This window comes from Chlamydia ibidis 10-1398/6, from assembly GCF_000454725.1.
Classification (GTDB): Bacteria; Chlamydiota; Chlamydiia; order Chlamydiales; family Chlamydiaceae; genus Chlamydia; species Chlamydia ibidis.
Genome location: NZ_APJW01000001.1, coordinates 85,608 through 100,123 on the forward strand (window position 1 = coordinate 85,608; position 14,516 = coordinate 100,123).

Here is a 14,516-nt window from a genome sequence, read left to right on the forward strand (position 1 = left end):
TATTTATTTTTTCTTTTTGCTATGGTTACTCCTACTAACCCTATAGATGACGGTGGAAATATCGCTCCCGTTGATTTATCAACATTTAGCATGGAGGCAAGCGGAGCATCGCGTAGCCAAGAAGCTGATGCTATAGCCGGATTATCTGGCAATGCTAAGTCTAATTCAGGGCATCCTTCTGTAGATACTTTAGGGGAGGTGACAAAGCTTAAATCGGCGAGAGGTGTTCTTACTGATTTGTTAGATAAGATATCTTCTTTTTTTGGAGGTAAATCGAACTCTGTTCAAGGTTCCACTTCAACTGGAGGGACTACTGGAGCTGGGGGTGCGACAACAACAAGCGCTTTTGATGAAGCAAAAAAGCAAGTCGATGCAGCCAAGACAGCTTTGCAGTCTGCAACTACAGCTAATGACTATAAAACAGCATGGCAAAGCTTATTAGACGGTATAGTTAAGATGAGTTCTTCAGCTACGACTGCAGAGCAAAAAGCTCAAGTACAACAAATAAATACCGAGCTCCAGAGTAAAAAGCCGATTACCGACAATATTAACAAGTTAATAGGTTTATTGGAGCAAAACCAACAATTAGCCGAGTCCTTGAAAACGGTTTCTTCGTCAGAGCAGCTAGTTGGAGCTATGGGACTTGCTCAGTCTAACCAAGAAGAGGCTAAAAAAATTCTTGAAGAATTGAAAAAAGCCGGAGTTACGTCAAGCACTCTTCCTGTTTTAGGTAATATAGAAACGGAGATGCCTAAATCAGTTAAGACGGTGGTAGATTTAGCAACCGCATTACAAGCTGCTTATGATGCTGGAAATCAAAGTACTGCTGCTGTAGAGCAAGCTCAGGCGAATAATAGCCCAGCTAACATAGACGCCTGTAATAAAATTATTCAAGACGCAGAGGCTGCTTTAGCGGCTGCTAAAGAACTTGCACCGAATTCTCCTATTGTTGCTGCTGCGCAAGCACAAATCGATAAAGCAAAAGCAGATATGGCAAATATTCAACCTAGTGGAGGAGGGACTACTAACGTAGCTGGATCTCCAGGTGGTGCTGCTACTGTGGGTACTTCGCAAAATACTGGGGCTACTATGGGAGAAAAGCGAGTATCCATGCTGCTTAATGATGCTGATAACCAGACCGTATCGATTATGCTAGATGGTTTGCGTAATATGTTACATTTGTTCCAAGAAGGAGATTCTCCCGCTGCTTCTCTTGAAAAAATACTCTCTGATTTAAAAGGAAGTGGGGGTACGTCCACTCCTCAGGGTGCAGAAGCTTTACAGACTATCGAACAAGAATTACAAGCTGCACAACAAGGAACTAGTGGTCAAGAAGCTTTAGCTAAGGCTTTGGGAGCTATTGCACAAGCGGCAGCTACAGCTGCTGGAGCTATACCTACTACAGCTACCAAAATAGGTGGAAATGTAAAGCAGCTTTACAATGCAGGACTAGGCTCACCAAAAAGCTCCAGCTATTCTAAAGCGTTGTCAGCGGGATATTCAGCCTACCAGAGTATCAATGATGCCTATGCTAATAGTAATGCTAGAGTGCGTGATGTTATAGATAATTCTGTTTCTCCAGCACTCTCTCAACGGGTTTCGTCTAGACCAACAGAATCTAGAAAAGATGAAAGCTTTGATCAAAGCGTAGCGAGAAGCATTGTTAACTCGAGCCAAACTTTAGGAGATGTATACAATTCTCTAAGTATTCTACAAATTGCCCTAGGCATAGCACAAAAGGATCTTTCGAATTTCAACCCTGATGCGTTTAAGAATGCACTTACTGAAGCTGTAACAAGAGCTCCGCAATTCGGTTATCCACATGTTCAACTGTCCAATGACTCTGGACGCAAATTTATGGACAAACTAGAAGAACAGTTTAGAGAAAACTCTCGTGTTCAAGCGGAAACAAAAGCACGTATCTTTGAAAAACAACCCGAATTTATACAACAAGTGCTGGTAAACATCAGCTCTCTATTCGCTGCCTATCTACAATAGGGTTAAAGAATAGTTGAGAACTATCTGCATATTTGAAGCTTACTCTATTTATATGGAGCAAGCTTTTTTCTATATTTAAGAGAATAATTTTTATAGGAATTTCATTAGCAAGCTTACAGAATCATAATTTTTTTCTGTAAACTTAAAAATCTGTGAATGCTAGATGTTAGAGGATGGGGCGACTTGCTCAGACTTTTCTAGCAAGTCGCGTCGGAGACCTAGTTGGTGTAAATTTCACCAGCAAGTTTCGAAAGAATTTGGTTTAGTACCTGCATAGACGTGGAAACTAATGTCCATTCTTGCTGTACGTTGGTCATTTGATTTTGTAAGTTAAGCTGTTGTGTTTGGCTTTGTGTTGTATAGTCTTGTTGATCTGATTGGATTTGTGTAAACAGAGGACCTAATCCACCAGAAGGACTTGCTGTCGGAAAGCCTGTGGATATAAAGCCTTCTAAAGCTGCAAGACAAGGCACCCAATCTTTGTTCATAGCTGTTACATCTGTATTATGGTCTCGTGTTGATTTATTTTCGGGATTGCTAGATGAAGTAGAGGTTCTGAGGGTTGGTTCAGGATTTTCACAAACTATCATAAAAACATTAGGATCATATTCCTGAGCTTTTGCATTTCCTGATTTTTGAGTCTTTTCTACTGTTTTTGGGCTTAACTTTAGATTAACTAACAGCGAGTCTAAAACGATCAGTTGGTTCAATGTACTGGTGATTATAAAATTATAATTCGCAGTTGCATTCAACATTTGGCTTTTTTGTGCCGCAGATACTTGCTGGGATGCAGAAATCTTTTTGAGTAGTTCAACAACCAAGAGTTGCGCGCGTTTACACCGGTTAATATCACGAGCTATATACTCACGTTCTTTAATGAGAGCTTGATATGTTTCAAAATAGTCTCCTGAGAATAGATTATCACCCTCTTTACTTTGAATAAGATAAGAAGACAGGTTGTAGTAAACAGAGGTCGTGGCAAACTCATTTGTAATCTTAAGAAGTTCATTAATAGCGTTAGCTGCTAAATTGTTGAAGTTGATTTCTTGGATGAGGGGTTCTAAGAATATTTTTTGTTTAGGCAATTGTGAATTAAGGATTAAGTAGATAAGAGATCCGCCTAAACTTTCAGAATTTAACCAAGCCTTAACAGTTTTCTCTCGATCTTTAACAAAGCTTGCTGTAGCGGGATCTAGAGATTCGTAAGTTTTTTCTAATTCGGCTATTTTCTGTTTTAATTGAGTAATATGTTGAACACATGCAGCATCAAAGTTTTTTTGGATAGTCTGTGCCTGAGTAGCAAAGTCTGGATGAACATGATGGAATCTTAACCCATACTGATTAAAATATGCGAAGTTGGGAACATAGTCATTACTTGCGTTTTTTCTGAGAAAGTTAGCGCCTAAATTTTGTGTCCCCCCAATTTGGACCATTGTCGGGCCAATATCATCAAAGAAATGCAGCTGTTGGATAGTATTAGCGCGAGTCGTTAAATTTTCTTGAATTTTAGCTAGATTTTGAACAGCATTTTGTAAGCAGTATTCAGAGTTAATTTGGTAAGTGCCTACGATGGCAACTAGTTGACTGACGGTTACCGTATTATATGTGTCATTAGTGCCAAAATTTAGTGACATCGTGAGTTTTTTGTATTGATCTACGTAAGTATCAAAAATACTTTTTTCTTCTGGCTGTAAAAGATAATACATCTCAGATAAGTTCATGAGACCAGCATACGTCTCCATAGACAAGCCCAGTTTTGCCGAAGTATATGCCTTTTCTTGATCAAATCTTGGAGCTTTCCCCATCCAGTCGTCACAACATAGCTGTGCTTGTTGGAACATGGTTATTTGATTTTCTAAGTTTTTTTTCTGATCATCAATGCTTAGGCGTACTTTATCAAGATTCTGTACAGCTGTTTGATACGCGGTAGTAATTCCTTCACGATAAACAGCAGCTTGGTGTGGTTTTAAATGGCGATCTAGGGATGCTTTATCAGGATCATCAGTTTTTTCATAAATCTTCGTGAGGTCGCCATTTTCTAAACTAGTCTTACTCAACATAGGGGTTAAGCTTGTCACTGTGATAACTACAGATTTCTCACCGCCAACAGAAGGAACTTTAGTAATAGCCTGTTCTAATCCGCTTAAAACAGCTTTTAATGTGTTTTGACCATTTACAGTAGCGACATTTGTTGATGTGACATCAGTAGAAATCGTAGGCGCTATTTTTAGCATGTCAGTAAGCATACTACCAATTTGCTCTCCAACACTTGCTCTGTAGGTATTAAGAGGGCCTTCGACATGTTTTTTGAAAAAATCATTAACAAATTGATCTTTGTATGCTTGCTGTGCTTCTGAAAGTTCTTCGGAGGTAACTCCTTGTTTCATTAGTTTATTAGCTAAATCTAATTGACCTTGTTCAATAGTATCAGCATATTGTTTAACGATTTTATCTATAATTTCCTCATAAGTTGGATCATAACAACCGCTAAATACAGTTGCTTGTTGCGTTGTATCCAAAGACTCGTGACCGACTAAGTTTTCGATGAGAGCTAGGGCTAAAATTACTGAAGGAATTTGAGCAATTTTAAGTTCTGGAACATCAGCTATAAGTGTTGCTAATCCAGATAAAACAATATTTACCAAGTTTTTGGCACATGTGGCTTGTATACTACTAATTTGTGCATTCGTATCTTGTGGTGCCTCTACGGTAGTTACAGGAGCTTCTGATTCACTGGGAGCTTTGGGAGAGACTTTAGGAGAAGGAAATACCGTATTTTTGGGGTTTAACAACTTTGTGGAATGTAGACCAGCAGCTTCTAGTACAGAACTCAACCGTTTCAGGGCATACAATCCAGAATTTAATTCTTCTATATCTATGGCAGGTTGTGCTTTATGATCGAAATTCGAAAATTTATGATCTAGTTTGATATTGAATAAACTTTCGCCGGAAATAGTGCGCGATCTGTTTTGAATGTGGAAAGAAGACATAGAAATAAACTAATAATAATTTTTTATTTTTATTTTCTTATTTTATTTTATTTTTTTCTACGTTCTCTTTTCCTTTTAATTTTTTATTATTTCTTATATCGTTGTCGGTTTTCTTTTTAAGAAAAGAGGAATATTTTTGTTTTAATTAAAAATAAATTTTTATGTTAATTTTATTAAAAAGTATTGCTTAACAACACTGACTTCGTATGGATATCATTAATAATTACTCCCTTTCAGTATCTTGCGAAAAACTCTCGATGATTATGCCTAGGGGATTATTACATAATCCTCATAGATTAGCAGATAGTACGCTTCATTATGAAACAATTAGAGCAGAACAGTTTATCTTAAGAAGTTTGCTCTATGTTTTAGATTTAAAATCAGACCAACGGTATCGTGAGCTAGTTGACCAACTTCATCGTCACGAGAATAGTCTGGCTGCACAGAGCGCAAAGCCTGTGTCAAGTTATAAGTCAGTGTTATGTTCTGCTCCTACGGAAGCAACAACAGCTCCAGTAGAGAAGCCAGAAGCCCAGCCTATTACAAAAGATCCTTATTACAATGCTACTAAGCAGCAATGGGCACACCAGTTGCTGACAGGGATACAATCTGTAGTTAATCAAATAGTTACCGGACTTACACCCAGTACAGGATCTGGTTCTGGACATACAGGACCTGACGGTGCTCTTAGCGGAAGAATAGCTGCATCTGTAGACCCTAAAAATGTTACTTTGCCAGTAGCACCAGATAGCACACCAACACCAGCTCCTACAGACTTGCAGATTTTTCAAGCTATCCAAACAGAAATAAATCGTTTAGTAAATGCTGGCACACAATTATCAAATCCAGATTTTGATGTTTTATATGGACTGCCTTCCACTATCTTTACAGCAGTCCAACGTGCTACAGCTATCCCTGGAGGGAAAAAAACAGAATATATTAATGAGCTTGCAAAACAATATGGTAACGAAGAGACGCTAGTTCAAGTATTTGCTGATGGTCGCGTAGAAGGACTGCAAGATATTCTGAATGTAGTCTTATCTAAACTATCAGAAGAAGATAGCTCAATATTTGCAGATTTGATAACAGAGTTAGATGAATTACGTACTCAGACAGAAAATTTTGATGAAGCTGGTTTAGCGCGTATTAAGCAAGCGGGCGAAACTCTTACTAACTTGATCAATGAATCTGCACTATCAAAAAATGATAAAGTGGCTTTTGTTCAGAAAATAGTTGCGTTATACGAAGATCAAGTAGCTGCTGTACAATCTTTTCGTATAGTCATGGAAGCCACGGTCTTTGTTAATCAGCATCAGGAAGCTGTTTTTGCGCAGATATCCAATTTAGTTGCCTCCTTAATGGGAACATTTGCTCCTATTGACTTAGGAGCGGTTGCTAGTGAGATTAGCAGTGCTTCCATATCTGCAGCTTTACAAGCAGCTCGTGCAATCAATTCTAGATTTACTGATTTAACAGAAGCGCAGCAAAATCTGGTTAATACAGCAATGAGGCAGTTGGAAACATTTAATGCTGATAAGTATTTAGGGGCAGTATGGGCATATTTTGTTGCTTCTACAGTTTTAGCCAATAAACCTACAGCAACTATGCAAGAGGTTGGTGCTGCGATTACAGCAGAGTCTAAAGAAATGACGGGTTCTACCTTTGCTCTAGCATCTTCTATGGAAAGTGCTATGAAAAAAATTGTTGAAACTAGTGGAAAATTTTACCCGGCACAGGTCGCACGAATAGCAGAAACAGCAGCAGAGGAAGAGCGTGCTTTAGCTTTAGAAGCTCCTGTTGATGGTGCGTCTGAAAATCGTGTTGTTAAGACAGAAGAATTTTATACCATTTACTCACAGATAAGTCAGGCCGCTAAATTAGTGCCAGCTCCTGATACTAGCGCTATCGCTGCTTACAATGCTACAACCAGAATGGGAGCTGTTGCTACAGTTGCTATTAACTATATTTTATTAAACTTTGGTGATACTGGGTTCTTACCTAATATTTCTCAAGCAGCTAAAGCGCAAGCTGAGCCTACAGCTAGAGCATATTTTCAGTTCCGATCGCAATCACAAGTAGAGTTTCAAAAATTGGGTAATGCTGTAGAACAGGCTCAGAATGAAAGTAACCAATTTTCAAGTTTTAAGGATTCTTTGTATAGCGAGCAGTTGTTTGCTCAAGCTGGAGAAACACGCGTACTGCCACTTCCATCTGCTGTAGCCTCTGTATTGATAGATCGCTACATGCCCAAAGAAGTCGATTTTTTAACCAAGATTTATCAGCAATTGTATTATAGCAATATAGGCTCATCGGTAGGCAATGCCATGATTGAGGCTATTTCCAAATATGTTAATGCCGCCACATATTTTAACTTTGGAAGTTATGTAGGTCAACAGCCTGCTGTTGGAGCGGGAGCTTTGCCCTCTGACGGTCAGGGGGATATGTTCCCAGGAAATGCAGATAGTGCGCGCGCAAAATTAAATACTGAAAGAGAGCAGGCAGCTCTATATTTACAGTATACTCAAAATGCTGAGAAGGTATTAGAAGAGCAACTTGCTAAAATAACTGCAGATTCTAAACTTACAAATGAACAGCGCACCCAAATTATCGATAACTTGAATAATTATCGTGATAATTTGAACTCAATTTCTGGTGCTTTGGTATTGTTGCAAAACTATTTAGCACCTTTAGGTGTTACAAATGGTGACGTAGCAGGAACTTTCAAAGTAACAGGAGGTTCTGCTCAATGGCAGGCTCGTTTAGAAATCCTTGAAGATGCTTTGGTTTCTGGATTATCAGGCAGTGCAATTAGCGGAGGAATGTTCCCATTGCAGGCAATGGTACAGTCTGACCAGCAATCTTATGCAGATATGGGACAGAATTATCAACTAGAATTGCAAATGCATCTAACATCTATGCAGCAGGAATGGACAGTCGTTTCCACATCTTTGCAAGTTTTAAATCAAATATACTTAAGCTTAGCTAGAAGTTTAATGGGATAAGTTTCCTCTAAATTTTGTTTCTTATAATGCTTTTGGCATGATTTTCGCTCCTTCTTTTTCTGAGAGAAAATAAGGAGGAATTTCATGCTTCCAGCATCGCAAATACAACAACAATTAGCACGTCTAGAATTTGTTAATGACCAGCTGTACGCCGAATTAGAGTATGTCAACATGTTATTGTGTGCTATAGGTTTCCCCGAAGGGTTAACAACTATTAAGGCAATAGCACATGAAGTTCTTACAGAAGACGAATTTTTAGATTAGTTACAGAGTTTAATACGAAAAAGAGTCGCCTAAGTAGTGCTGCTTAACCATAGGGTTAGTGATCATTTGTGCTGAAGATCCTTCGAAAAAGATTTTCCCATCGATGATTAAATAGCATCGATCTGCAATAGATAGGAGTTCTTTTGCGTTATGATCTGTTATTAAGATGCCAATACCTCGACCGGATAGAATTTTTATCAGGTACTTCACGTTTTGAATAACAAGAGGGTCGACGTTAGCAAAAGGTTCATCGAGTAACAACACGCTAGGGTTGAGGGCTAACACACAAGCAATTTCTAGCCGCCGTCGCTCACCCCCCGATAATGTCCCAGCTTTTTTGTTGAGACACGCAGCTAATTGTAAATCATCGATCAGGGTATCTAAAAGATGCGATTGTTGTTTTCTTGCTTTGTAAATAATCTCTAAAATGCAAATCAGATTTTCTTTTACTGTTAGATCTTTGAATACTGTCGGTTCTTGTGCTAAGTATCCTATCCCTAAACGAGCTCGGTGATCCATAGTTTTTTTGGTCACGTCAGTATTTTTAAAAATGATTTTTCCTGAATCAGGACGAATTAAGCCTACTGTTAAATAAAAAGCTGTAGTTTTTCCAGCTCCATTAGGACCAAGAAGACCAACAACTTCGCCAGGATTTACTTCAAAAGACACATCATTGGTTACCGGTTTTTTATTATATTTTTTAACTAGGTTACATACAGAAAGTATGGGCATAACAAATTATTCTCTTAATAAAGATAGTGACAAAGTTTTCATTCCCCCTTCGATACTTTGCTCGGAAGCAGTAGGGTCTGAATGGATAGGGTTAACATGAAAACGACAATCATACACGTTCAGTGAACAATCTTGATAGTTTAATAATCCGCCGTTGCCTCGAAAAGACATAAGTTTATCTAAATCTTGAGTGTAGATTTGCCCAGAAATCTTAGAGAGTACTTCCTTACACATGTAATTATTAGTCAAATGTAGCTCCATGCATGACTTGTCTATAGAACAATGAAAAAATGTTCTCTCTGGAGAGGTAATTTGTTTATAAACACCTAGCTTTTTAATTTTTAAGAAAGGGGGGGCTTTATCGAAATGTTTATCCATGCAGGATACATCACAAATACTATCCACTTTGATAATAGCGATCATTGTACAACACGCTATTATCAAGATTCCGATAGAGCAGATAAGACCATAAAATAAGAACTTTGTCATGCTGTAGCCATATCGAAAGAACGTACACAGGTATATAATTGATCCCAAATAGGTAATAATTGGGCAAACATATCTAAAGATAACATAGATGCCGCATCACTTTTAGCTTCTTTAGGGTTAGGATGGGTTTCAATAAACAAGCCATCTGCTCCGGCTGCTATGGCAGCACGAGTAAGAGTGGGGATAAACTCTGTTTGCCCGCCACTTTGTGAACCTAATGCACCGGGCAGCTGTACGGAATGGGTGCCATCAAACACAACAGGGAAGCCCGTCCGAGACATGACAGCGATGGAACGCATGTCAGAAACAAGGTTATTATAACCAAATGAACAACCTCTCTCAGTTAAGATTATTTTATTATTCCCTGTGGCAAGAATCTTATCTAAAGGTCCTTGCATATCCCAAGGAGAAAGAAACTGGCCTTTTTTGACGTTTATAATAGCGCCTGTCTCAGCAGCGGCAACAAGAAGATCTGTTTGACGACACAAAAATGCGGGGATTTGCAAAATATCACAGACTTTGCCAGCTTCTAATGCTTCTTCAGGTGAGTGTACGTCTGTTAGGATTTGCACATCGAAAGTCTCTTTAACTTTTGCAAGGATACGTAGCCCATTTTTGATTCCTGGACCGCGGTAAGAATTTATAGAAGAGCGATTTGCTTTATCATAACTGCTTTTAAATACCCAGTGGATACGACTAGAGTAAGGAGAAAGTATGTCGCGAATCCTTTTTGCAGTCTCCAGAATAATAGCCTCGCTTTCTATAACACAGGGGCCAGCAATTAGAAGCATTTTATTTTCGAACATACCCACTCCTTTCTGATAACTAGTAACCTACTATAAAGAAATCTATGGCACTATGGCAACCATATCGAGGACGCATCTTGCTATTTCTTTGTTTTTCAATAAAGGCTAAGCTAGTTTTAATTTTTCTCTATTGGAAGGGGATCAAGCAGTTTTTACGACGTTTATTTTTGGCAAGGTATAATAAAGTAGGCTGCTCTTCAAGGAACAGATATATAAGGATTTTCTAAAGAATCGACTTTTTTATTTTGGTTTTTTCCTGTTCTTTGTACAATTTGGGCGCCGTATCTAGTAGTGTTCGGTTGAGAAACCGAACATCGCTAGTTTTTCTCTAAGCGTTGAACGCTCTCAGGTTAATTTCTGGTGAATAGTGCACAAGTATGCTTTTTCAACGAGTCACTTAGAGTTGTCCTAGCTTCTCTTCTTGGACCGATAGCTCAGTGGATAGAGCATTCGCCTTCTAAGCGAATGGTCGCAGGTTCGAATCCTGCTCGGTCCGATTTTCTAACAACTTGCTTTTCGTCCTATTTGTTTAGATGTTTTTCTGATAAGTTAACCGATCTGAGCACAGCTTTTTGCCTGCGCGTAAATACGCAGGCAAAATAAACATCAGCAATTATTAATCAATAAAGTAAGTAATAGGTGTTGGCTAACGATCTTCAAGGATTTCTAGGCTTACTTTAACGTTATTTCTACTTGCCACAGAAACTAACAATGTGCGGATGGCCTTGATTGTTCGGCCCTCTTTACCTATGACTTTACCAATATCTGTTTTAGCTACCGCTAGTTCATAGATAATCGTATGAGTACCCTGAACTTCCTTAATACGAACTTCTTCGGGGTGATCTACCAAATTTTGAATAATGTAAGTTAAAAAATCTTTCATAGTAATCCTATAACTAAATTCGCGTCAGTCTGTTGAAGAACGGTTAAAAAATCGAACTCAATCTACTTTAATTTTAAAATGTTCCTTTAAATAATAAAACTTTTAAAAGGTTTTTAATAAATAATTAAACCGCGCTATTTTAGTATAAGTTTGTCGTTTTGGAATTCTTTCATTATAATAGAAGTCATATCCGAGGGCAAGGGAGTCGTTAGGGTTACACGTTGCTGATTTAAGGGATGTACAAAGTCTAAGCTATAGGCATGCAATTGTTGTTTGTCAAGACCATAGCTAGCATTAACTGCAGCAAATCCGTATACAGGATCTCCAAGAATAGGTGTGCCTATATGGCGCATATGTACGCGGAGCTGATGAGTTCGTCCTGTTTCTGGGAGCAGAAGGACAAGACTGAGTTTCCCATTGAAATCTAATACCTTACAGTGAGTGATAGCTTCTTTCCCAGTAGGACAGACAGCCATTTCCTTACGTTTTGTTTGATGCCTAGCCAACCCTGTACGGATCTCCGTCGCAGATGGCCTGCCTATACAAATAGCAATGTAGCTTTTCTTTAACTGTTTTTTTGCAAACAACTCACTATAAAGTGTCTTCGCTTGCCGTGTTTTCGCGGTAATTAATAATCCTGAGGTATCTTTATCTAATCTATGAATAATACCTGGACGCCAAGGTTCTTCTGGAAATTCTTGTTTCAAACGCTCCCCAATTTCGTGAAGCAACGCATGGACAATAGTTCCTTTACTATGACCCGGTGCAGGATGGACGACCATGTCTCTCGGTTTATCGATTACTAGGATCATGTCGTCTTCATAGACTTTATTTAAGGGAATAGGTTCGGGCAACAGTTCCGAAAGTTCTTCCTTTTCTTCTAGATAAACACTTACTCTGTCGCCACTAAATAATAATACAGAAGGCTTCTTTTGTACTTTTTCGTTTACGATGACCCGGCCGGAAGCAATGTGTTGCTGATAAAATGCACGGGAATACTCAGCATGCTGAGAGACAAGATACTTGTCCAAACGGCATGGAGAACCCTCATTGACAACGAAAGTAAGATGTTTATTTGACTGCATTATAAATGAAATAGGTGCGAACGAAGAATTTTAGATAATCATAAGTATTTGTTCTAGGTATTTTATATACCTAAGTAGTTGCAAATAGAGGTAAATAATTTTTTATTTTAAAATTCCAGTTTTTTAAATAGGTAATCTTTCTAGAAGGATGTCATTAATTGTTACAAGCTCATATTTCGTGGTAGGTAATACAAGTAAATTATCCGTCGCGGAACAATGGAAAGTGTGGATTAGTAGACTTTTAGTGTTTAAAACAATTTTTTCCCAGACCTCAAAAGCTAGGGGAAAATCCAGTAACTGTTTTCCTAGGTAGTAAGAAGCTTTTATTTTAAAAAGAGATAGATATAGAGGTTTGTTTACCAAAGATATCCAGCGGTTAGGGGAACTAGTAAAACGCTGGATATCTTGTTGAGATAAAGGAAGAACAAGAAAATATGAAATCATTTAATCTTTGTATGTCGAACGCATTTTTTTAGAGGCTTTTTGTGCTCGATCCATATCTTTATGCATGGAACCAAAGGCAGAAATAAGAATAGATTGTAAGAAATTGTCGTACATTTCCTGACCTTTTTTAGGCCCCATTTTTTCAATAAGAGCAGCATGTAGTTGCTCTAAGGTACGAACGGGACCTTCAAAAGTCATATTTGTAGGTGTATTATTATCAAGGCTTGTTCCTTTGATTGTTGACGTTGCCTGTATTTCCTTAGATTTATTGTCGATATAACCTAGTTCCATAATACTCCTCTTATCATCCTAGTTCGTATTTTATAGGGCTAGAGAGTTATTTTGCTACTAGGATAAGGCAAGTTACTATCTAAAGGATTAAGGGCCAATTTTTACTTTTTAAGAAGAGTTTTCTCTTGTTGAGTAAAGGACGTAATCGCCGTCTTCCTTTTGCCTAGATCTCCATAGTCAGCTAATAGACTCTTTAAATATTTTATCGTAAATTTTTTCATATTATTTAGATCTTTTTTCACATTAGCTTGTTTTTTTTCTAGGCCAGCTAATTCTTTAATATATGCTTGTTCATTGAAGCAAAGGATTTTTTTAATCGCTAAGGAAGCTAATTGTGACGTTGCTTCTTTAGAAGGAGGATGAGCAAGATCTTCGATAAATGGCGCTAAAGTATCAAGCACTGCTTGATGTAAATCGTCTTGATTTATCCTACTGTTTAACTTAGCTAACGATTCTCGAACAGCGTCATATAAACGGTGTTTGATAAAAATATATTCGAGAGTCTTGTGATAATGTTCAGAATAAAGTTCCTCATACAAGATTTGCAATTCTCTTTCAAGGTATCCTTGAAGAACTTGGGTATGTAGTTTAAGGATATCCGATACCGTAGTCTCTACAGGCTTATTGTTATGAATAGCTGTAGGTTTTGAGAATAATTCAACTTGACATTCAGTATGTTTATACAGCGAATCTAGGATATCTTTAGCGTAAATTCCTTTTGGAAGTTTTATTTCAATATTAGGCTGATCTGTGGAGAAATCTTGAATGGAATCAATCTTGATAGTTCCGCGTTTGGCAGCGTTCTCTATGGAACGTATAAGAGTTTCTGTAGTTGTAGATGGACAAATTTCTTTGATTACTAAGGTTTTTTGATCGACGATATCTATAGCTGCACGAATAGTAATAGAACCTAAGCCATCTTCGTATTTTCCCGGATCCATAATACCTCCTGAATGAAAATCAGGGAAAATTTGGAAAGGCCGATCATTTAGAATAGCAATTTGTGCTTCTATAACTTCTGAGAGGTTATGAGGAAAAATTTTTGTCGTCATACCTACAGCAATCCCATCAACACCATGGAGTAATAGTAAGGGAAGTTTAGCAGGGAGAATATCAGGCTCTTGCTCTCTACCATCATAGGAATCATGAAATGTTATTAAATCGGTGTTGAACAAGATCTCTTTAGCTAGAGGGCTGAGTCTAGCTTCAATATAACGAGCCGCTGCGTGTGGATCACCAGTGAGTGGGTTCCCAAAGTTTCCCTGAGTCTCAATAAGCAGCCCTTTATTTGCTAAAACGACGAGGGCTTCGACAATAGGAGCATCTCCATGAGGATGTAATGCCATAGTCCTTCCCGCAATATTGGCGACTTTGTGCATTTTTCCATCGTCCATGCGAAAAAGAGTCCATAATAAACGACGTTGCACAGGTTTTAGACCATCAAGAATATGGGGAATAGCTCTTTCTAAGATCACATAAGATGCGTAGTGCATAAAATGAGTTTTAAAAAGATCAGAAACATCATGCATAAG

At 38.1% G+C, this 14,516-nt stretch carries 12 protein-coding genes and 1 tRNA gene; 4 read left to right on the top strand and 9 right to left on the bottom strand.

What is annotated here, in order from left to right:
• The first annotated feature begins 21 nt into the window (after positions 1–21).
• Positions 22–1,998, top strand: coding sequence for a hypothetical protein (locus tag H359_RS00365; RefSeq protein ID WP_020370731.1), 1,977 nt, complete (start codon positions 22–24; stop codon positions 1,996–1,998).
• A gap of 218 nt (positions 1,999–2,216) precedes the next feature.
• On the opposite strand, the gene H359_RS00370 is transcribed toward H359_RS00365, so the two are convergent.
• Positions 2,217–4,988: a CT620/CT621 family type III secretion system effector gene (locus H359_RS00370; RefSeq protein ID WP_020370732.1), complete on the bottom strand. Its 2,772-nt coding sequence runs from the start codon at positions 4,986–4,988 to the stop codon at positions 2,217–2,219.
• Positions 4,989–5,194: 206 nt separating this feature from the next.
• Between H359_RS00370 and H359_RS05175 the strand changes: the two genes are divergently transcribed.
• Together H359_RS05175 and H359_RS00380 are read left to right on the top strand one after the other, a co-directional pair.
• Positions 5,195–7,990: a CT620/CT621 family type III secretion system effector gene (locus tag H359_RS05175; protein WP_020370733.1), complete on the top strand. Its 2,796-nt coding sequence runs from the start codon at positions 5,195–5,197 to the stop codon at positions 7,988–7,990.
• Between the two features lie 84 nt (positions 7,991–8,074).
• Positions 8,075–8,254, top strand: a complete 180-nt coding sequence (locus H359_RS00380) for a hypothetical protein (protein WP_020370735.1) — start codon at positions 8,075–8,077, stop codon at positions 8,252–8,254.
• A 9-nt stretch (positions 8,255–8,263) separates the two neighbouring features.
• Here the strand turns inward: H359_RS00380 and lptB are convergent, their stop codons facing one another.
• The 3 genes from lptB to kdsA are packed head-to-tail and all read right to left on the bottom strand — an operon-like array spanning position 8,264 to position 10,281.
• Complete coding sequence (gene lptB, locus H359_RS00385) at positions 8,264–8,986, bottom strand: LPS export ABC transporter ATP-binding protein (RefSeq protein ID WP_020370736.1); 723 nt, start codon at positions 8,984–8,986, stop codon at positions 8,264–8,266.
• Between the two features lie 6 nt (positions 8,987–8,992).
• Positions 8,993–9,475, bottom strand: coding sequence for a DUF1137 domain-containing protein (locus tag H359_RS00390; protein WP_020370737.1), 483 nt, complete (start codon positions 9,473–9,475; stop codon positions 8,993–8,995).
• On the bottom strand, positions 9,472–10,281 hold the full coding sequence (gene kdsA, locus H359_RS00395; RefSeq protein WP_020370738.1) for a 3-deoxy-8-phosphooctulonate synthase: 810 nt from the start codon (positions 10,279–10,281) through the stop codon (positions 9,472–9,474). Before kdsA ends, H359_RS00390 begins: the two co-directional genes overlap by 4 nt.
• A 423-nt stretch (positions 10,282–10,704) precedes the next feature.
• On the opposite strand from kdsA, the gene H359_RS00400 reads away from it, so the two are divergent.
• Positions 10,705–10,777: transfer RNA gene (locus H359_RS00400), tRNA-Arg, on the top strand.
• 150 nt (positions 10,778–10,927) lie between these two features.
• Here H359_RS00400 and H359_RS00405 read toward each other — a convergent pair.
• From H359_RS00405 to H359_RS00425, 5 genes are all read right to left on the bottom strand, one after another.
• Entirely contained in the window at positions 10,928–11,164 is a 237-nt protein-coding gene (locus H359_RS00405; RefSeq protein ID WP_020370739.1) for a KH domain-containing protein, read from the bottom strand.
• A 134-nt stretch (positions 11,165–11,298) separates the two neighbouring features.
• Positions 11,299–12,249: an RluA family pseudouridine synthase gene (locus H359_RS00410; protein ID WP_021119531.1), complete on the bottom strand. Its 951-nt coding sequence runs from the start codon at positions 12,247–12,249 to the stop codon at positions 11,299–11,301.
• Positions 12,250–12,372: 123 nt separating this feature from the next.
• The gene (locus tag H359_RS00415) at positions 12,373–12,693 is read right to left on the bottom strand and encodes a hypothetical protein (protein WP_020370741.1); all 321 of its coding nucleotides are present in this window, start codon (positions 12,691–12,693) and stop codon (positions 12,373–12,375) included.
• The gene (locus tag H359_RS00420; protein ID WP_020370742.1) at positions 12,694–12,984 is read right to left on the bottom strand and encodes a CT656 family putative T3SS effector; all 291 of its coding nucleotides are present in this window, start codon (positions 12,982–12,984) and stop codon (positions 12,694–12,696) included.
• 101 nt (positions 12,985–13,085) lie between these two features.
• Positions 13,086–14,513: a DNA gyrase subunit A gene (locus H359_RS00425; RefSeq protein WP_020370743.1), complete on the bottom strand. Its 1,428-nt coding sequence runs from the start codon at positions 14,511–14,513 to the stop codon at positions 13,086–13,088.
• Positions 14,514–14,516 lie beyond the last annotated feature (3 nt).

What these genes read in the sequence shown, in the direction of transcription:
- H359_RS00365 (WP_020370731.1), top strand. Translation starts at nt 22, where the DNA reads ATGGTTACTCCTACTAACCCTATAGATGACGGTGGAAATATCGCTCCC.
- H359_RS00370 (WP_020370732.1), bottom strand. Translation starts at nt 4,988, where the DNA reads ATGTCTTCTTTCCACATTCAAAACAGATCGCGCACTATTTCCGGCGAA.
- H359_RS05175 (WP_020370733.1), top strand. Translation starts at nt 5,195, where the DNA reads ATGGATATCATTAATAATTACTCCCTTTCAGTATCTTGCGAAAAACTC.
- H359_RS00380 (WP_020370735.1), top strand. Translation starts at nt 8,075, where the DNA reads ATGCTTCCAGCATCGCAAATACAACAACAATTAGCACGTCTAGAATTT.
- lptB (WP_020370736.1), bottom strand. Translation starts at nt 8,986, where the DNA reads ATGCCCATACTTTCTGTATGTAACCTAGTTAAAAAATATAATAAAAAA.
- H359_RS00390 (WP_020370737.1), bottom strand. Translation starts at nt 9,475, where the DNA reads ATGACAAAGTTCTTATTTTATGGTCTTATCTGCTCTATCGGAATCTTG.
- kdsA (WP_020370738.1), bottom strand. Translation starts at nt 10,281, where the DNA reads ATGTTCGAAAATAAAATGCTTCTAATTGCTGGCCCCTGTGTTATAGAA.
- H359_RS00405 (WP_020370739.1), bottom strand. Translation starts at nt 11,164, where the DNA reads ATGAAAGATTTTTTAACTTACATTATTCAAAATTTGGTAGATCACCCC.
- H359_RS00410 (WP_021119531.1), bottom strand. Translation starts at nt 12,249, where the DNA reads ATGCAGTCAAATAAACATCTTACTTTCGTTGTCAATGAGGGTTCTCCA.
- H359_RS00415 (WP_020370741.1), bottom strand. Translation starts at nt 12,693, where the DNA reads ATGATTTCATATTTTCTTGTTCTTCCTTTATCTCAACAAGATATCCAG.
- H359_RS00420 (WP_020370742.1), bottom strand. Translation starts at nt 12,984, where the DNA reads ATGGAACTAGGTTATATCGACAATAAATCTAAGGAAATACAGGCAACG.
- H359_RS00425 (WP_020370743.1), bottom strand. Translation starts at nt 14,513, where the DNA reads ATGCATGATGTTTCTGATCTTTTTAAAACTCATTTTATGCACTACGCA.